Below are 18,166 nucleotides of genomic sequence, written 5' to 3'. Positions count from 1 at the left end.
GTTTTGCTTTTTAAATCCAAACACATTCATGCAGAACAAAATAGCCTATATAGTATTAGTTTTAATCTATAGCTTTCAAACAAATGCACAAACTGAAACCGTTAAAGTAAACTCTTTAGAGGAAGTCACTATTACCTCAACACGTATCGACCTGCCTTTTAAAAAGAACTCTCGAACTATTACGGTTATTTCTTCGGAAGATATTAAAAACAGTGCTGCTACCAATGTTGCTGACTTATTACAACAAATCGCAGGTATAGATATTAGAAGACGCGGTACAGCTGGTAGTCAAGCCGATTTATATATTCGTGGCGGTAGTTTTGACCAAACACTTTTATTAATAGATGGTATTAAAATGGACGATGCACAAACAGGACATCATACTATGAATGCCGCATTACCTATTGAAGTGATAGAACGCATTGAAATTATTAAAGGTCCAGCGGCACGTGCCTTTGGTCAAAATGCTTTTGCTGGAGCTATAAATATTGTCACTAAAAATGAATTGAATAATAGTGTTTCAGCACATGTAGAAGCGGGTTCTTTTAATCAGTTAAATGGCTCGGTAACTTTTGGTTCTAATCTAAAAAATTCAAACCATATTGCGCATATAGGCAAATTAACCTCAGGAGGGTATAGAATAAATTCAGATTATGACAATTCGAATTATTTTTTGAAGAGTGTATTCAATAAAAATGCACAACCTATTGAAATGATTTCAACCTTTTTCGAAAGAAAATTTGGTGCCGAAAACTTCTATACCACAAATCCCAATTTTAATGAATATGAAGAAACCCAAAATAGTTTAATTGGCCTTTCAACTACATTCAAATCGAATAATTTCAAGATAGCACCTCGTATATACTGGAAGCGTAATCAAGATATATTCTTATTAAAACGCAATGAACCCAACTTTTATAGAAACCTACACATTAGCAATAAATTGGGTGCCGATGTAAATACATCTTACACCTCAAGTTTGGGTATAACCGGATTTGGATTGGACGTATCTCAGATTACTATGAGCAGTAACAGCTTAGGTAATCGCCAGCGTTTTATGGCAACAGCCTTTTTAGAACACCGATTTAAAGTATTTAATGAATTAGTCGACATTACTCCTGGAGTGGCCGTTACGTATTTTTCAGATTTTAAATTTCATGCTTTCCCAGGTATCGATATAGGCTGTCAGGTATCTCCTAACTTCAGACTTTATGGAAATGCGGGTTATACCTATCGTGTACCAACCTATACCGATTTATATTATAGGGACCCCGTAACCCTTGGAAATGAAAATTTGAAACCAGAAGAGGCCCTATCCGGCGAGTTAGGTGGAAAATATTTCTCATCGAAATTTAATGCCTCATTTGCTTTATTTTATAAAGATGCCAGTAGCTTAATTGATTATGTGAAGGATGTAGAATCTGATCCTTTTGTGGCTCAAAATTTAAGAGATTTATACACGAAAGGTTTTGAAATTAACACCTCATACAATTTTACAGTAAACAATCTTCAGCAAAATCTAGCGATTGGTTATACCTTCATGGAAGATGAAGTTGGCAACTTAAATCTAAATTTTTCAAGATATTCGATAAACTCTTTAAAACATCATTTTACATCACGTTTAATGACAAAAATCACCAAATCATTCAATTTTAATGTGATTTATAAATATGCCGAACGTACACAAGGGTTAAGTTATAATGTTTGGGATGCTTCGGCTGTATTAAATTTAAAACAATTTGAATTAAGCCTAACAGCAAACAATATCTTTAACGAAGATTATATCGAAACAGGGATTGTACCGATGCCTCCAAGTAATATGTTATTTGGATTACGTTATAACTTTATTTAAATTAATCGATTAAGCCATTATAGCTGACTAACAAAATACAATTATGAGTACAACAAAACACGATTGGACCAAAGAAGAAATTCTAGACATATATAACAAACCATTAATGGAGTTATTATATGAGGCTGCCACTATTCATAGATTGCACCACGACCCAAATACAGTTCAGGTAAGTACTTTGGTATCTATAAAAACAGGAGGTTGTTCAGAAGATTGTGGTTATTGTCCCCAAGCAGCCCGTTACCACACCAATATTGAAGGTAACGATTTAATGACGGTTCAACAGGTAAAAGTACAAGCGCTTCGTGCCAAATCTGGTGGAAGTTCACGCGTTTGTATGGGAGCTGCATGGCGTAACGTAAAAGATGGCGAAGAATTCGATCAGGTATTAGAGATGGTGCGCACGATTAATAAGCTTGACATGGAAGTTTGCTGTACTTTAGGTATGCTTACCGAAAATCAAGCAAAACGATTAGCCGAAGCTGGATTATATGCTTATAATCACAATTTAGATTCTTCGGAAGAATATTATAAAGAAGTGATTTCTACACGTGGTTTTGAAGATCGTTTAGAAACTATAGATAACGTACGAAAAACGAATGTAACCGTATGTAGTGGCGGTATAATTGGCATGGGCGAAAAGGAAGAAGACCGTGCAGGAATGTTAGTTGCTCTGTCTACTTTAAACCCGCAACCCGAATCCGTTCCCATAAATGCCTTAGTTGCTGTTGAAGGCACCCCACTTGAAGACCAAAAACCAGTTTCTATATGGGATATGGTTCGTATGGTAGCTACTACCAGAATTGTGATGCCCGAAACCCAGGTGCGTTTAAGCGCAGGTAGAACACAAATGTCGCGTGAAGGCCAGGCCATGTGCTTTTTTGCGGGAGCTAATTCTATCTTTGCTGGAGACAAACTATTAACTACCCCCAACCCAGATGTAAACGAAGACATGGAAATGTTTAAATTACTAGGCTTAAATCCGCAAAAACCATTCACAAAAAAAGTTCAACCACGAACAGTTGAAGCCGAAGATTCTCGATTTGAAGCGTTGGGAGAAAAACCAAAATGGAGTCGACCAGATCACACTATAGAAAGAAACGAATTAGCTAAAGAAAAAGCTAAATCTCTAAAATAAGTCTTTAATAACGATCACGATAAAGCTCTTTCATAAATTAGAAAGGGCTTTTTTATTTCTTTATATTTATACAAATATTCGTTATGAAACACATATCTATTCTATTTAGTATTACTACTGTTGTTCTCTTATTCAATACAAGTTTAAATAGTCAAATTGATCCCGATATTTTCAGTAAATTCCAATCTGAGTTTTATGAAATTGATGGCTATAAAATAAATGTAGAAGTTAAAGGCGAAGGTGACCCTATTTTTTTTCTGCCAGGAGGACCAGGAAACTCCCATGATTATATGCAGGCCAACTTCGGACAATATTATAAAAGTCATACCGTAGTATTCTTCGATTTCCTTGGCCGTGGAAAAAGTGATGATGCCAAAAACCCTTCAGAGTATTCTGTTGAAAACGATGTCGCCCTTATTGAAAGTCTCAGAAAGGCATTAAATTTTGATAAAATCTCGATTGTTGGTCATTCCTACGGCACCGTTCCGGCCCAAGCTTATGCGATTAAATATCCAGATAATGTTAACAAACTATTTTTAATTAGTGGATTTCATAGTGGCGCAATGTGGCAGACCAACTGCGACAGTTATAATCACTATGCCAAAACACATTTCCCTGAAAAATGGAAGCAGGTAGATTCTTTAAGAGCCTTAGGCTATGTTTCGAGTCAGGAGCCTTTAAAATCATTATATGCAAGTTTCCCCACAAAATATATTTACTATCACAACACGAGTATAAAAGGTAATCGACCAAACGAACCATATAGAAATTGGTCGGATGAGGTTTACGTTACCATTATTGGGCGCGACGGCGATTTCGATGTGAGCGGTAGTATGATTAATCAGGATTACCGACAAGACCTAAAACATGTAAAAGCCAAAACTATGATTGTGGCCGGACGATACGATGGTGTTTCTACCCCCGAGTTTAACATTCAGTACAAAACTTTTATGCCTGAAGCGCAATTTGAAATGTTCGAAAATAGTGCGCACAACCCTTATTTAGAAGAACCTGAAAAGTTTTATAAATTGTTCGATACTTTTTTCGAAATTAAATAAACTTAAAAAATGTACCTTCCAACATTAAATGAGATATTTAATTAATAACGTTTTATTAACTTTGGCACACTAAACTTATTACACTTTGTCTTTAAACCTACAAGATATTCCAAGGGTAAAAACCATTACCAAGGAAGCTTTTTTAAACGAATATTTCAGACCACAAAAACCAGTGGTTATAGAGCGTTTTATTGAAGATTGGCCAGCGTACAGCAAATGGGACTTAGACTATATGAAAGCTTTGGGAGGCAATATAACTATTCCGCTTTACGATGACAGGCCTGTAGATTATAAGGACGGATTTAATGAACCTCACGCTCGTATGAAGCTGAGTGAATACATAGATTTATTAAAGAAAGAACCAACAAGATATCGTATTTTCCTTTGGAATGCCATTAAAGAAATCCCTCAATTACAGAAAGATTTCTCATTTCCCGATTTTGGTTTACGCCTTATGAAAGGCATTCCCATGTTATTTTTTGGCGGACGTGATTCTTACACCTTTATGCATTATGATATTGATTTAGCGAATATTTTTCATTTTCATTTTGAAGGGAAGAAAGAAGTTATCCTTTTCGATCAAAAACAAAATAAATACCTCTATAAAATTCCACATTCCCTAATTACCAGAGAAGATATAGACTTTAATAATCCTGATTTTAAAAAATGGCCGATGCTAAAAAAAGCAACTGGTTTTAAAACAGAACTAAATCATGGTGAAGTACTATACATGCCCGAAGGTTACTGGCATTATATGCGGTACATTACACCTGGATTTTCTATGAGCTTGAGAGCTATTGCACGCAACCCAAAAAACTTCAGTAAAGCCATATATAATTTGGTTGTAATGCGCAATTTTGATAATGCCATGCGACGCCTGAGGGGTCAAAAATGGATTAATTGGAAGAATGAACGCGCCATAACAAACACTCACAAATCTTAATTAGAGCAACCTATTTTATAAGCTCATTAGCTTTAGAATAAACTAAGTGTGATTCCCAACCGCGATACAGAAAATAATCGACAAATTTTTTCTTCTTTTTTAAAATATTTGTTTCTCTAATAGAGGCTACTTTCCTTTCTGCTAATTCACTAAAAAGGTTTAAATATTCAAACTCATCTATAGTATTTAAAGCTTGATTTATTATTACAGTACTTAATCCTCTACGTTTCAATTCTACATTTATTCGACGCCTGCCCCAGTGCTTTATCCTAAATTTTCCACTTACAAAGGTTTGCGCAAATCTGGATTCATTCAAAAAATTATTTTCAATTAAATGCACTACAACGACATCTATAGCTTCAGGTATCATGTGCATTCCTTCTAATTTTTTAACTACTTCCTGATGGCAACGCTCCTGATAGGCACAATAATATTCTAACTTCTGTATAGCTTCGTCTAAAGTAAAAGTTGTTTTCTGATGCATGTTAAAAAATAATCAGTATTGGGGAAGTATCATTAAACAAGGTTAATTATATGTTATACCTAAAAGATACAATTAAATTACGTCCAGGAGCTGCAATTCCAGAAGAATACGTTTTATATCGCTGGTCCGTAATATTTTCTAAACTCAAAATTAAGCTAGCATCCGAACTTAGTTGATACTGTGTTCTTACGTTAAAAGTATACCAAGCCGGGCTGTAAGGATTACCATTACCATCAATAGCATAAATATAGTCTTTACTTTGTTCTGAAGGTGCAAGTTGATAAAATGATAATTCGTCATTATAATTGGCAAACAAATCAATTTTAAGATTATTGTTAGTCCAGATTAAATGGCTACTTCCAAAATTTGGGGCAACATGCCTGACTGGCACTTCAATATTACCATCAACCTCAGAGCCACCAATAACATTGTATTGTGATGTAAAATTTACTCCCTTACTAATCGCTATTTTCATACCAATTTCAAATCCATAAATCCATGCTTTAGAGGCATTTTGAATAGCCTGAACATTACTTAGAGTACCATCGTACATAATTTCTGATTCTCCATTTAATATAAAATCTCTTCTTACCAAAGCATTATCAAGATACGTGTAATACGTTCCGAGATCTAATACAAATTTCTTATTAAAATTTAATTTCACACCTAAATCTCCCCCATAAGCATATTCCGATTTTAAATTATCATTTGGAACGACCACCGAACCAGGTTCTGAATCGAAAACCTTACCAATATCGTCTATATTTGGCGCACGAAAAGCTGACGATAAATTAAATCGCCATTGCAAAATAGGATTTGGAGTCCAGCTAAAACCAGCAGTACCCGTAAGTGCTCCGGTATTAATATTTGAAGTATTAAAAGGTAAATTTAAATACCTATTATTCTCTTGAAAATTAGCCCGTGATAATATATGATTATACCTTACTCCTGACTGCAATACAAATTTTGAATTTGGTTTATATTTAATACTAGAATAGGCTGCAATAGACTGCCAAGTTGCTCCATTAGGATATCTTGATACAGTTGGAACATTTTGATTTGTTAATATATCTTCTTCATGACCTTTTGAGGATACCTTATTAAAAATATACTCAAGACCATAGAAAAATTCAGTTTTTGAACTTAACAGTTTTTCTAAATCCATATTAAAAGAATAAGCATCAACCGCTTCCTTCCGAACGTTTCTTATTTCCGATTGAAAATCTCTGTCTAATCGACTTTCTTTAAAATTTTGATATGCTAGCGTAATCTTTATTTTATCGTACAAATTAGAACTACTACTTAATTTTGTAACTTGAAAATTCGACATAAACCATTGTTGTGGTCCATAATTCCATTCGGCAGACCTTAAATTTCCGCGTCGATATCGTATCAGTCTATCATATCTTGGGTAGTTAGATGTTGTAGTATAAAAAATCCCTAAATCGAAATCGAAATTTTCATTCGCTTTAAAATGCACTTTTTGCATTAAATTGAATTGATTATAACCTGTTGGTCTCTGAATTCGAGGATTTTTATTTTCAACCATTTGGTCTTTACCATTATTGGTAATTACAAATTCGGGGCGCAAATATTCTTTTGGTCCATATTTACCCATTCGTAAATGATCGAAATCTGAATATGACGCACTAGTAACGAAAGCCCATTTTTTTAAACCTAAATTAAAATCGAAATGTCCTGTTTTTTCCTGATTTGCCGTGGCATAACGCAGTACCGCATTAGACCTCATATTAAACTCACTCCCAACTGATAATTTTGGTTTTAGAGTATAAAAACTCATAACACCTCCAATGGCATCACTTCCATAAATCACAGAGCCTGATCCTAAAGTTATTTCAGTATTCTGAACAGAAAAGGGATCTATAGAAATAACGTTTTGAAGATTACCTCCTCTAAAAATGGCATTGTTCATTCTAACTCCGTCTACAGTAATTAATAATCTGTTGGTTGAAAATCCACGAATCATAGGACTCCCACCTCCTAATTGACTCTTTTGTATATAAACACTCCCCGACGATTCCAATAAATCGGCACTTGTCTGCGGGTTAGAAAATTCAATATTAGATTTATTTAAACTAAGAATTTTTTGAGGCACCTCATCTTTATGTTGTTTAAATTTTGACGCTGAAATAACAATCTCACTTAAATCTTCGGTATTCGATTCAAGATAAACGCGATTTAATCCCTGCAAATCTACTTTCTGAATAGATTTAATTGTGTAAGACAAATGCTTGAAAATAATAATTTCATTTGTTGAAAACTCCTCTAAATTGGCTTCCCCTAAAAAATTGGTTATAGTACTAACAGATTTATCGATATTATAAATAGCCACTCCAGAGATTGGCTCATTAGTTAGCTTATTTAATACCTTTATATTTTGAGCAATAACTACTTTAAAGTTTAAAAACAAAATTGAAATAAGAATTACATATTTCATAATTAACTAAATACTTGATTAAATATTTGCAACGATTTTGGTGTACTAAAACTTCCCAAATGTAACTCAAAATAAAGCAAAATCATATTTAAAAAGGATTGCCTTTGCTTGGAGCTAATCTTTAAATCAGGTAAATCTTCAAATGTAATATGAAGCAACCTCTTTAGCACCGTAATATTTTCACCGCTAATTGTATACCTACCATAATCAGTTTCAACAAAACGTCCCTCACTTAAATCAAAATAATGATAATCTATATCAGATACATCTGGATAAAAACCGAGATATTTTGTTAAATTCAAAAGAAATAATAAATGAAAATTAGCATAATCGTCCTGTGAATCTAACCATTGTAAGGAAGTTTCTAAATATCGGTAAAGAGTCTCATTTTGCTCTTCTTCTTTTAGGGCACTTGAGAGAGCTTCAGATAAAAACATAACTATAGAACTCTTAAATACATTGGATTGTAAACTGTTATAGAGAAAACCAATTTTAGTATCCTTTATAACTTGAAGCGATCTGTTACCTTTATATACAAGATTTAATTCCAATTGAGATAACAATTGAAAATAAGCCAACTTATTATTCGATTTATGACTTTTAAAAACACCTCGAATTAAAAAACTAACAATACCTAGTTGTTCTGTATAACAACGTACAATTAAATCGTTGTCTTTAAACTTTAATTTTGACAGCACGATAGCTCTAGTAGAAACCTGCATTAGCGAACTACCATTATTTTTAAAACCTTAGTTTCGTAAGTATCTAAATCTGACAACATAACCAGATACACTCCTGACGCCACATCGTTATTAGCCAAGTTTTTTCCATTCCAATAAGCGGTACCTCCATCAATTTCCAGATTATACCCATTATAGCGCTGATTAGTTCTTGATTGCGCTTCAGCAACCAGATTTCCCTCGATATCTGTAATTTTAATATTTACATTCTCCGAAATATCTTTAATTTTAACTTTTTTATCGACCATATTAAAGTTAGGTCTTACAGGGTTAGGATACACAAAGGCACTTTCTAAATTTTCTATGGGACTTGAACCTCCCGATTTAAAAGAAACCAACCCTTTACTTGTTGCGATATAAACAATGCCATTCGTATCATCGATTGAAACATCTCTAATACTATTTGAAGGAAGTGGCGAATTTTCTTTAGTAAAATGAAAAATCGTTTGCTGTCCATCGGGTGAAAAATAAAACAAGCCCGAATCATTAGTTCCTATCCATTTATTATTGGAACCATCTACCTTGATATCTGTAATAAATTGCTGAAATAAAAGTTCTTTAGCCACACCATCTTCCTCTATAATTATTTCATCTACCCTAATGTCATTTTCTTGAAAAAAATTAGACGGATTATACAAGACTCTTAACCCACTATATGTCCCTATCCACAATTGATTTCTTTTATCCAACGCCAATGCAGATACTAAATTACTCGGCAAATTGTTTTCCTCACCATTTAAAGCTTTTAAAGATTGTCCTCCATTATTCTCTTTAAACCCTATTAACCCTTTAGAATATGACGCTATAAACTTAGTACTATTAGAAAAATCGATTGTTACATCAGTAAAACCTAAATTATCATTCAGTGCATCTGTTATAATAGATGAAAAATCATAACTTTTCCACTGTCCTGTAATAACATTAAATGACTTCAAAGGTCTTTTAACTCGTGAAGTCACAGACCATAACAATCCATTGTTATCGAAAACCGTACTTCCCATTCTAATATCCACATAATTTGGATTATTTGGCAATTGAATAGATTCTAATCCGCTATTTGCTTCATCATACAAATACACTGGAATTTCATCTTTAACTTGCAGTATTCCGCTAAAAAAAGAACTTATATAAATTTCATCATTAACATTAGGATTAACAGCTATTTTATTTAAACATTTAGCTTCGAATACATCTTCATAAGGTGTATTAATCCATAAATCGGATTTTAAATGACTGAAACCACGACTATTTAATGGATAAGGATTATAATACAAATCGTACTCTCCAAAAGTTACCCAAACACCATCAGCTTCTGCTTGAATTGAAAATGGTTTATTTAACAAGGGCCCATCTGGATGTATTTCCTCAAACGTCATGGGGTTTAACAAATCCGTTTTTAATAAGCCAAAATCAACTGTCCCAACATATATATTTTCTAGATCTCTAGTCGCACTGGTAAATTGCGTTATAAATTCCTGAGGAACTCCAACCTGAGAAATGAGATTGAATCCTTCATCATATATGTAAACATTATTTTTTGTAGTTACAATCAGTGTTTCATTTATATAACGAATATCTAATGGTAAATCTTGATACTGAATTAATTCTATCAAGTTGTTATTGACAATTTGGTACAAACGCCTATCTGTTCTAACCGAATAAAGATTAGAATAACTGAATGACACCTTAACAAAATCCCCTCCTGCAATTGTGGTCCAATTTTTAAAATCGATTAGATTCGGATTTGCAATTGAAGCCATTCTAATACCACTATTATCGGAGCAAGCAGCATAGATATTTCCCTCGAAAACGATGGTTTGATTTACCTGAATTTGACTTCCTCCATCTCCAATGAAATAAGTATCTCCAAATTCTAAACGTTCTAAAGAAAATACAGATATTCCATAATTAGTAGAGACATAAAGTACATTTTCATAGGCATAAAAATGATTTATTCGTTTATCGACATCAGGAATTGTTGGCTTTTCAATAATATCGACTACTGCTAAAACATCATCAGAATTATCAAAAGCTATTTCAATTAAACCATTTTCATAACCTATTACCAATAATTCATATTCCTCACTGTAATATATGGTAGAAATTGTTTCTCCTGAAAGCCCATTTACAGTGTTTATTTCTTCAAGATTATTGGATTCAGTATCCAAGCTAAAAATAGCATTTTCAGCAGCCGCATAAATCTTACTCTTTCCCTGACTTACAGAATTAATGTTATTATATGAAAAGTGACCTTTCCATTGCGCGGAATAATTTTGCGCAATAAAAACATATGGTAATAAGCAAACTACAAAGTATATTAACTTTTTAAACATAGATACTATTTAATGTTCAAATATATTTATAACTAACGAGTTTTACTTTAAAATAATATATTAAAACAAAAAAAGCTTCCTTAAAATTAAGGAAGCTTTTATCTCATTTATTTAAATAGAATCGCTACACTATTCCTTGTGCTAACATGGCATCTGCTACTTTCACAAAGCCAGCAATATTTGCACCTTTTACATAGTCAATATAATCATCATCTTCTTTGCCATATTCTAAACATGAATTATGAATATCAGACATAATTTCTTTTAACTTATTATCAACTTCATCTCTCGTCCATTTATATCGTAGAGAATTTTGAGTCATTTCTAGACCTGAAGTTGCAACACCTCCTGCATTGGAAGCCTTACCTGGTGCATATAAAATTTTTGCCTTTTGAAAAGCATGAACCGCCTGAATAGTAGAAGGCATATTTGCTCCCTCACTCACACAGAAACATCCATTTTCAATCAATGTATTAGCATCATTTTCATTTAACTCATTTTGTGTAGCACATGGTAAAGCAATATCACATTTTATTCCCCAAGGGGTTTCTCCTGCAAAAAATTGAGCTTCAGGATATTTCTCAACATACTCACTAATGCGTCCACGTTTTTCATTTTTAAGCTCCATAACGAAAGCTAATTTTTCTTTATTAATACCAGTTGCATCATAAATATATCCAGAAGAATCAGATAATGTTACAACCTTTGCTCCAAGCTGAATAGACTTCTCTGCAGCGTATTGGGCTACGTTACCAGAACCTGAAACAACTACAGTTTTACCTTCAAAATTAAGCCCTCTTGTTTTTAGCATATTTTCAGCAAAATATACCGTACCATATCCAGTAGCTTCAGGTCTAATTAAAGACCCTCCCCAAGACAATCCTTTACCTGTTAAAACTCCTGTAAATTCGTTTCTTAATTTTTTATACATTCCAAATAAGAAACCAATTTCTCTAGCTCCAACACCAATATCACCAGCAGGAATATCGGTATTTGGTCCAATATGTCTGAATAATTCACTCATAAAAGCATGACAGAATCGCATTATTTCACCATCACTTTTACCTTTAGGATCGAAATCACTTCCTCCCTTTCCTCCACCCATAGGTAGCGTTGTTAAACTATTTTTAAAGACTTGCTCGAAAGCTAAAAACTTTAGTATACTTATATTAACAGTTGGATGAAATCGCAATCCACCTTTATATGGTCCAATAGCTGAATTCATTTGAATTCGGTAACCTCGATTCACTTGAATTTCACCTTGATCATCTACCCAACAAACTCTAAACATAACAACACGCTCTGGCTCAACCATTCTTAACAGAATATTTTTACCATAATAAATGTCATTATCAACAATGTAAGGAATTACAGTTTCTGCAACTTCCTCTACAGCTTGTAAAAATTCTGGCTCATTGCCATTACGTTGTTTTACAAGATCTAAAAATTCTTCTACATTTTGTTTCATGTAATAAGTATAAAGATTAATTCTTATTTAAGTTAGATAAATTAAATGATTCATAAACCACAAAAACTTTAGATATGTACATTTAAACCGCCTAAATCGTTGGGTGATTTATCAAATATTCAATTTACGCCCACAAATATACATTATCTTTAAAAAAGAATAATCTATTTTTTGATATTCGCAACACGTAATTTCTTTCAAATTACAGATAATTTTCCTCTATTTGTTTCTAGCACACCTTTTCATATATTTGTTTATATTAATCCCAACACTAACAGAACCTAATTATGCTTAAAATCAAGCAATTAATTTTACTGACTGGATTGATTCTTTCATGGCAACCAGTAAAAGCCCAATTAGGTTTTTCTCATGAGATAGGGGTAATTGCTGGTCCCGTAGAATTTCGTTCCGACTTTGGTAGTCGAAATGAAGAAACAACAAACCTTGGTAATTCGGGAATTGGAATTGGTCTAATCCATTATATAAGTTTTGCTTATAGTGCCGATTGTAACTGCTATTCTACAGATACCTATTTCAATGATCATTTTAAACTAAGGAGTGAGATTTCATACAACTATACAAAGCTAGACCATCTAGGCTTTTGGGTTGCCCCAGATAAAACAAGTATTGAAGCTGATAAATTAAGAGCACATAGCGGAGCTGCAGAGAATTTTGATATAGGAATGCAATTAGAATATTTTCCTTTAAGTATTCGCTCCTTTCAGGCTTTTGCATTTAGATTAGCTCCTTTTATTAGCTTAGGAGTACATTACACATCTTTTAACCCAAAAGCAAGCACTAGATACAACAACCCTAACCCTGATGCTTATGGCGATATTTACGACCAATCCAACCTATACCCATTTTGGTTTGATAAATACAATGCTGGTGAGGCAGCATATCCGATAAATATAGATGGTGGAAGCACTTGGTCTGTCGTAAGCAGCATTGGTGTTCGCTACAAACTAACGGTGTTATCAGATTTGATGCTTGATTTAAGATGGCAATATTATTTTAGTGACTGGATTGATGGTTTTAACCATAACTGGAATAATTATGATCGCTACAACGATTGGTTAGTTTGGTTAAACTTTGGTTATGTTTATTACTTAGATTAAAACCCCATGTTAAAACACAAGTTATTTATTTATTTCTTTATTGTATTAAACTTAATTTCTTGTGAGGAAGACATTAAAATTGTTTTCAATGAAGTTAACTATACAACATCCGATAATGATATTGTAAATATTAACATTCCATTTGCTTCGGGTAATCAATTAATTTCTGATTATATTAATTCAGAAATTAAAAATCATATAATTAATACCCTTAAAGTAGGTGATTCCCAACCGGAAAACCTCACAATTGAGGCCTCCATTACTGCCTTCAACAAAGAATTTAAAACTTTTAAGTCGGATTTTAATGATTCTACGCAAATATGGGAAGCCCAAATTGATGGTGAAGTCATTTATCAATCTTCAGAAATCATCACCCTTTCAATTTCTTCATACATAAATACAGGTGGTGCTCATGGCAATTTTCACATTTCCATTTTGAATTTTAATGCCAATACTGGCAAAAAAATTAATAATAAAGATTTATTTACTAATTATGATGCCTTTAAAAACTTATCAAGGTTGCATTTTAACAAAACCATAAAAAAAGACATTACCCTATTTGACCCGAACACCTTTATACTACCGAAAAACATAGGTTACAGCGAAACAGGTATTATATTATTGTATAACACCTATGAAATCGCACCTTATTCTGAAGGTATTATCGAATTCACCATTCCTTACAGCGAAGTAAACGCTCTCTTAGTACTAGATCGCACGTAATAAGGCCATCACGTACCCTAGGTGCATACCTTCATGAAACACTACAAATTCAAGCGATTCATTAAAGCTTTTTAAAGTGTTTCCGGTAGTCGACACGGTGTACTCTTGGAAATTTTTAAATATACCTTTTTTATAATCTTCTCTAAATTGGTCGATGGTAGAAAAAAGTAACCCTTTAAGTACTTCAACTTCATCTTTAGTAATATACACTGCAGGTTTAGTCCCTTTCATATATTTTTTGATCAAATCTTCACTGATTAACATAGGTAGTCCAGACAACTTATAATTTAATAATTGCTGGGTCACGATGATATGACCAATATTCCAAATGATATTATTATTAAATCCTTCCGGAATTTTATTTAAATCTTCTAAAGGAATCGTTTCTAAATGTTGCTTAAAAAAATTTCGAGTTTTAGATAAAATTTCTATTGAAAAAGACATTGTTTTATTTTTTTGATAAATATAGTTTTAAAACCTTTAATTAGTTTATTTTGTAGCAAATTTCATATTTAACAGCATGAAAAAAATATATTACTTAAAAACTTGTAACACTTGTACCCGAATTTTAAAAGAACTTAATATAGACAAAGAATTTATATTACAGGACATTAAATCGGAACCTATAACGGTTAAACAATTAGAGGAAATGCAATTGCTTTCAGGGAGTTATGAAGCCTTATTTAGTAAACGCGCGAAGCTTTATAAAGAAATGGACTTAAAAAACCAGGATCTACAGGAACGTGATTACAAACAATACATTCTAGATCATTATACATTTTTAAGTCGCCCAGTAATTATTATAGATAATCAAATTTTTATAGGAAGCTCTAAAAAAACAATTGAAGCAGTAAAAACTGTTATCTAAATTATCACGAACAACATTATATTCTTTAGCTCTTTTAACGCCTTTATACAAGCTGAAAACATCTTCTACGGTAAAAGCTTCTTCTTTTACTTGAAGTAATAAAAAAGCCCTATTAATTTTAGTTTTAATAAGGCTTAATTGTGAGTTTATATAATCTACATCAGGTTCAGGAAGTTCAACACATTGCTGTTTGGAATTCCAATATTCAGGATTTACAAATTGTCACGTAGAAAAATGATGCCTTACTTGATTATAAGTTAATCTACATCTTATTGGGCATTCTCCTTTTTTATTCAACTTAGTTTTACTTACTAAGAATAGTATATTTAATTTAATGATATTTTTTGTTTTTAAATTTTGGGGTACCTAAAGAAATAACTGGGGTACCTATAGGTGTACCTTTTTAGAAGAAAAAACTTGGCAACTTGACTTTACCAGCAAATTATTTACTAATTTTAACTTATATACATCGGAAGTGGGGCTGGCTTGAGGCGTTTTGGACGTTGATGTGAGGGACGATTCTTTATCGGGCATTTTACTAGCAAGCGAACCCTTCCCTTGTTTTAAAAAAGAGACTACAAACCCCTAATTTCACTCAACAAAAAAAGCACCTACATTTCTGTAAGTGCTTCTGTTTTGCTCCCCCTCTTGGGCTCGAACCAAGGACCCTTTGATTAACAGTCAAATGCTCTAACCAACTGAGCTAAGGAGGAGTGTTATACTGTTGCTTTTGCTAAGCGGTTGCAAATATACAAGCCTTTTTAATATCTGCAAACTTTTTTTAATTTTTTTTAATCAAAAATGGCTTTAAAAATATCATTGCCATTTGCAAATAACACTAACGCTATGAGAATGAAGAATCCAACCATTTGAGCATACTCCATAAATTTATCGCCTGGTTTTCTTCCTGAGATCATTTCATATAATAAAAACATAACATGACCACCATCTAAAGCCGGTATTGGCAATAAATTTAATACTCCAAGCATGATGGATAAAAATGCCGTAATGTTCCAAAAATTCTGCCAGTTCCAAAAATTTGGAAAGATATCATAAATAGCCTTAAAACCACCTACCCCTTTATATGCTCCTGTACTTGGAGTGAATATTGCTTTAAATTGAGTTATATATGATGAAATTTTGTCTCCCGTTTTCTTCAGACCTACCGGAAAAGCTTCTAGAAACCCATATTTCTTAGTTTCAAAAGTATAGTAACCCAAAGCCTCTAATGTATCATAAGTTGAAACTGGCGCATAAACAATTCCTAGCTTAGCTTCATTGGTAATGGCAAGAGGCAGATCAACCTTTTCATCTCCACGTTTTACTGTGGCAGTTACAGTCTGTCCCTTAAACTGAGATAAAGCTTTTAATACTTGATCGCCATATTTAGTTTGAACATTATTAAGACCTACAATTATATCTCCTTTTTCTAATCCACTAGCCTTGTTATATGAAGTATCTGGAACTTGTACAACAACAAACGGCTGTCTCAAACCTATAAACGATTTTTCTTTTGAATCTATAAGTTGAGCTAAAAAATCTTCAGGCAAACTCACCTTAGATTCAGTTCCATTTCGCTCTATTAAAACTTCCTTTCCGAATAATACCTTTTCAGATATTTCACTATATTTTTCAATAGTTTCACCATCTACAGCTAATATTTTATCTCCAGTTAAAAGTCCCGCCTTATTGGCCACTGAACTTTCAATTAAAAGTCCGTCTTTAATATTCTCATTTGGAAGAAATTTATCTCCATAAAAATAACTCATCCCTATATATATAAGAATGGCTAGTAAAAAATTTACGGTTACACCTCCTAACATGATAATAAGTCGCTGCCAGGCTGGTTTAGAACGAAATTCCCAAGGTTGCGGTTCTTGTGCCATTTGCTCGGTATCCATACTTTCATCAATCATTCCAGAAATTTTAACATACCCTCCAAGTGGTAACCACCCAATACCGTAAACAGTTTCTCCTATTTTCTTTTTAAACAGTGAAAATTTCACATCGAAAAACAAATAGAATTTTTCAACTCGAGTCTTAAATGCTTTAGCAGGAATAAAATGTCCTAATTCATGCAATATAATAAGTAGGGAAAGGCTCAATAAAAATTGAGATATTTTAATAACGAACTCCATAAATCTTTAGTCAATTTTTTTAATCGAACAAAAGTACATTTTTAAACCAACTTTAAAAAGACATTTATATAATGCTTGTAATTAAAGCGTATTAATGTGTTAATTAGGCTTTAAGTCTTCAATTTTCATCGTATTTTTGCCTGAATTAAAACTCTCAATTTTAAATGTTATCCTTTTTTAGAGCCTACAGAAATTTTGCCATAGTTTTTGCTATTATTTCAATCATTATAATTTCTATAATTTATAACACCTTAAACGTTTACCAACCACTACCTATTTACCAGCCTGCTATGGTAAGTACAGAATTAGTAGACAGCACGATTCAGTACCAAAAAAAATATCATAAGATTGCCGATTTTTCTCTAACAAATCAAAACGGAGAAACTGTTACCCATAATAATTACAAGGACAAAATATATGTAGCCGATTTCTTTTTTACAACCTGCCAAACAATATGTCCAATCATGACAAAAAACATGGAGGATATTCAGGAAGAAATTAAGAATGACCCAGAAGTCATGCTCTTATCGCATTCCGTTACGCCAGAAATAGATTCGGTAAAACAACTTAAACGCTATGCACTAGAAAAAGGCGTTATCGATGCGAAATGGAACATGGTTACAGGCGATAAAAAACAAATTTACCAATTAGCTCGAAAAAGTTATTTGGCTGTAAAAGATAATGGCGACGGTGGCCCCTTCGACATGATACACACCGAAAACTTTATGCTAATTGATAAAAAAAGGCAAATTCGAGGATTTTATGATGGCACCAATCCTGAGGAAATTGAACAACTTTTAAAAGATATTAAAACTTTAAAAAAGGAATACAAACAATAGTTTGGG

At 32.8% G+C, this 18,166-nt stretch carries 15 protein-coding genes and 1 tRNA gene; 8 read left to right on the top strand and 8 right to left on the bottom strand.

The window, feature by feature from the left end; translation table 11 throughout:
* The first annotated feature begins 28 nt into the window (after nucleotides 1–28).
* The 4 genes from H611_RS0109970 to H611_RS0109955 all read left to right on the top strand — a co-directional run bounded on the left by H611_RS0109970 (nucleotide 29) and on the right by H611_RS0109955 (nucleotide 4,991).
* Nucleotides 29–1,852 carry a TonB-dependent receptor plug domain-containing protein gene (locus tag H611_RS0109970; protein WP_027138233.1) on the top strand — a complete coding sequence of 608 codons (1,824 nt, stop codon included), beginning with the start codon at nucleotides 29–31 and terminating at the stop codon, nucleotides 1,850–1,852.
* Between the two features lie 43 nt (nucleotides 1,853–1,895).
* A complete protein-coding gene (gene bioB, locus H611_RS0109965) occupies nucleotides 1,896–2,990 on the top strand; it encodes a biotin synthase BioB (RefSeq protein WP_027138232.1) in 1,095 nt (364 codons plus the stop codon).
* Nucleotides 2,991–3,073: 83 nt separating this feature from the next.
* Nucleotides 3,074–4,048, top strand: coding sequence for an alpha/beta fold hydrolase (locus H611_RS0109960; protein WP_027138231.1), 975 nt, complete (start codon nucleotides 3,074–3,076; stop codon nucleotides 4,046–4,048).
* A gap of 85 nt (nucleotides 4,049–4,133) precedes the next feature.
* Entirely contained in the window at nucleotides 4,134–4,991 is an 858-nt protein-coding gene (locus H611_RS0109955; protein WP_027138230.1) for a cupin-like domain-containing protein, read from the top strand.
* Between the two features lie 10 nt (nucleotides 4,992–5,001).
* On the opposite strand, the gene H611_RS0109950 is transcribed toward H611_RS0109955, so the two are convergent.
* The 5 genes from H611_RS0109950 to gdhA form a co-directional block, all read right to left on the bottom strand.
* Nucleotides 5,002–5,475 carry a regulatory protein RecX gene (locus tag H611_RS0109950; protein WP_027138229.1) on the bottom strand — a complete coding sequence of 158 codons (474 nt, stop codon included), beginning with the start codon at nucleotides 5,473–5,475 and terminating at the stop codon, nucleotides 5,002–5,004.
* A 46-nt stretch (nucleotides 5,476–5,521) separates the two neighbouring features.
* Nucleotides 5,522–7,933 carry a TonB-dependent receptor gene (locus tag H611_RS0109945; protein ID WP_027138228.1) on the bottom strand — a complete coding sequence of 804 codons (2,412 nt, stop codon included), beginning with the start codon at nucleotides 7,931–7,933 and terminating at the stop codon, nucleotides 5,522–5,524.
* 2 nt (nucleotides 7,934–7,935) lie between these two features.
* The gene (gene recO / locus H611_RS0109940; RefSeq protein WP_027138227.1) at nucleotides 7,936–8,655 is read right to left on the bottom strand and encodes a DNA repair protein RecO; all 720 of its coding nucleotides are present in this window, start codon (nucleotides 8,653–8,655) and stop codon (nucleotides 7,936–7,938) included.
* A complete protein-coding gene (gene porZ / locus H611_RS0109935) occupies nucleotides 8,655–11,006 on the bottom strand; it encodes a type IX secretion system anionic LPS delivery protein PorZ (protein WP_027138226.1) in 2,352 nt (783 codons plus the stop codon). Before porZ ends, recO begins: the two co-directional genes overlap by 1 nt.
* A 124-nt stretch (nucleotides 11,007–11,130) precedes the next feature.
* Nucleotides 11,131–12,474, bottom strand: a complete 1,344-nt coding sequence (gene gdhA / locus H611_RS0109930; RefSeq protein ID WP_027138225.1) for an NADP-specific glutamate dehydrogenase — start codon at nucleotides 12,472–12,474, stop codon at nucleotides 11,131–11,133.
* A 287-nt stretch (nucleotides 12,475–12,761) separates the two neighbouring features.
* Here gdhA and H611_RS0109925 point away from each other — a divergent pair, with 287 nt between their 5' ends.
* Both H611_RS0109925 and H611_RS0109920 read left to right on the top strand, forming a co-directional pair.
* Nucleotides 12,762–13,592 carry a THC0290_0291 family protein gene (locus tag H611_RS0109925; RefSeq protein WP_027138224.1) on the top strand — a complete coding sequence of 277 codons (831 nt, stop codon included), beginning with the start codon at nucleotides 12,762–12,764 and terminating at the stop codon, nucleotides 13,590–13,592.
* 6 nt (nucleotides 13,593–13,598) lie between these two features.
* The gene (locus H611_RS0109920; protein ID WP_027138223.1) at nucleotides 13,599–14,315 is read left to right on the top strand and encodes a DUF3298 and DUF4163 domain-containing protein; all 717 of its coding nucleotides are present in this window, start codon (nucleotides 13,599–13,601) and stop codon (nucleotides 14,313–14,315) included.
* On the opposite strand, the gene H611_RS0109915 is transcribed toward H611_RS0109920, so the two are convergent.
* Complete coding sequence (locus H611_RS0109915) at nucleotides 14,301–14,759, bottom strand: DinB family protein (protein WP_027138222.1); 459 nt, start codon at nucleotides 14,757–14,759, stop codon at nucleotides 14,301–14,303. The genes H611_RS0109920 and H611_RS0109915 overlap by 15 nt on opposite strands.
* Nucleotides 14,760–14,835: 76 nt before the next feature.
* On the opposite strand from H611_RS0109915, the gene H611_RS0109910 reads away from it, so the two are divergent.
* Nucleotides 14,836–15,183: an arsenate reductase family protein gene (locus H611_RS0109910; RefSeq protein ID WP_027138221.1), complete on the top strand. Its 348-nt coding sequence runs from the start codon at nucleotides 14,836–14,838 to the stop codon at nucleotides 15,181–15,183.
* A gap of 639 nt (nucleotides 15,184–15,822) precedes the next feature.
* Here the strand turns inward: H611_RS0109910 and H611_RS0109905 are convergent.
* Both H611_RS0109905 and rseP read right to left on the bottom strand, forming a co-directional pair.
* Nucleotides 15,823–15,896 (bottom strand) — tRNA-Asn (locus tag H611_RS0109905).
* 78 nt (nucleotides 15,897–15,974) lie between these two features.
* On the bottom strand, nucleotides 15,975–17,321 hold the full coding sequence (gene rseP, locus H611_RS0109900; RefSeq protein WP_027138220.1) for an RIP metalloprotease RseP: 1,347 nt from the start codon (nucleotides 17,319–17,321) through the stop codon (nucleotides 15,975–15,977).
* Nucleotides 17,322–17,485: 164 nt separating this feature from the next.
* Here rseP and H611_RS0109895 point away from each other — a divergent pair, with 164 nt between their 5' ends.
* Nucleotides 17,486–18,160 (top strand): SCO family protein, encoded by a 675-nt coding sequence (locus H611_RS0109895; protein ID WP_027138219.1) that lies wholly within the window; start codon nucleotides 17,486–17,488, stop codon nucleotides 18,158–18,160.
* Nucleotides 18,161–18,166: the final 6 nt, after the last annotated feature.

The organism is Gaetbulibacter saemankumensis DSM 17032 (assembly GCF_000425645.1).
In the GTDB taxonomy this organism is placed as follows: domain Bacteria; phylum Bacteroidota; class Bacteroidia; order Flavobacteriales; family Flavobacteriaceae; genus Gaetbulibacter; species Gaetbulibacter saemankumensis.
This window is presented reverse-complemented; position numbering and strand designations above follow the sequence as displayed.

Coding starts and splice junctions, on each gene's coding strand:
- H611_RS0109970 (WP_027138233.1), top strand. CDS start 29: ATGCAGAACAAAATAGCCTATATAGTATTAGTTTTAATCTATAGCTTT.
- bioB (WP_027138232.1), top strand. CDS start 1,896: ATGAGTACAACAAAACACGATTGGACCAAAGAAGAAATTCTAGACATA.
- H611_RS0109960 (WP_027138231.1), top strand. CDS start 3,074: ATGAAACACATATCTATTCTATTTAGTATTACTACTGTTGTTCTCTTA.
- H611_RS0109950 (WP_027138229.1), bottom strand. CDS start 5,475: ATGCATCAGAAAACAACTTTTACTTTAGACGAAGCTATACAGAAGTTA.
- H611_RS0109945 (WP_027138228.1), bottom strand. CDS start 7,933: ATGAAATATGTAATTCTTATTTCAATTTTGTTTTTAAACTTTAAAGTA.
- recO (WP_027138227.1), bottom strand. CDS start 8,655: ATGCAGGTTTCTACTAGAGCTATCGTGCTGTCAAAATTAAAGTTTAAA.
- porZ (WP_027138226.1), bottom strand. CDS start 11,006: ATGTTTAAAAAGTTAATATACTTTGTAGTTTGCTTATTACCATATGTT.
- gdhA (WP_027138225.1), bottom strand. CDS start 12,474: ATGAAACAAAATGTAGAAGAATTTTTAGATCTTGTAAAACAACGTAAT.
- H611_RS0109925 (WP_027138224.1), top strand. CDS start 12,762: ATGCTTAAAATCAAGCAATTAATTTTACTGACTGGATTGATTCTTTCA.
- H611_RS0109920 (WP_027138223.1), top strand. CDS start 13,599: ATGTTAAAACACAAGTTATTTATTTATTTCTTTATTGTATTAAACTTA.
- H611_RS0109915 (WP_027138222.1), bottom strand. CDS start 14,759: ATGTCTTTTTCAATAGAAATTTTATCTAAAACTCGAAATTTTTTTAAG.
- H611_RS0109910 (WP_027138221.1), top strand. CDS start 14,836: ATGAAAAAAATATATTACTTAAAAACTTGTAACACTTGTACCCGAATT.
- rseP (WP_027138220.1), bottom strand. CDS start 17,321: ATGGAGTTCGTTATTAAAATATCTCAATTTTTATTGAGCCTTTCCCTA.
- H611_RS0109895 (WP_027138219.1), top strand. CDS start 17,486: ATGTTATCCTTTTTTAGAGCCTACAGAAATTTTGCCATAGTTTTTGCT.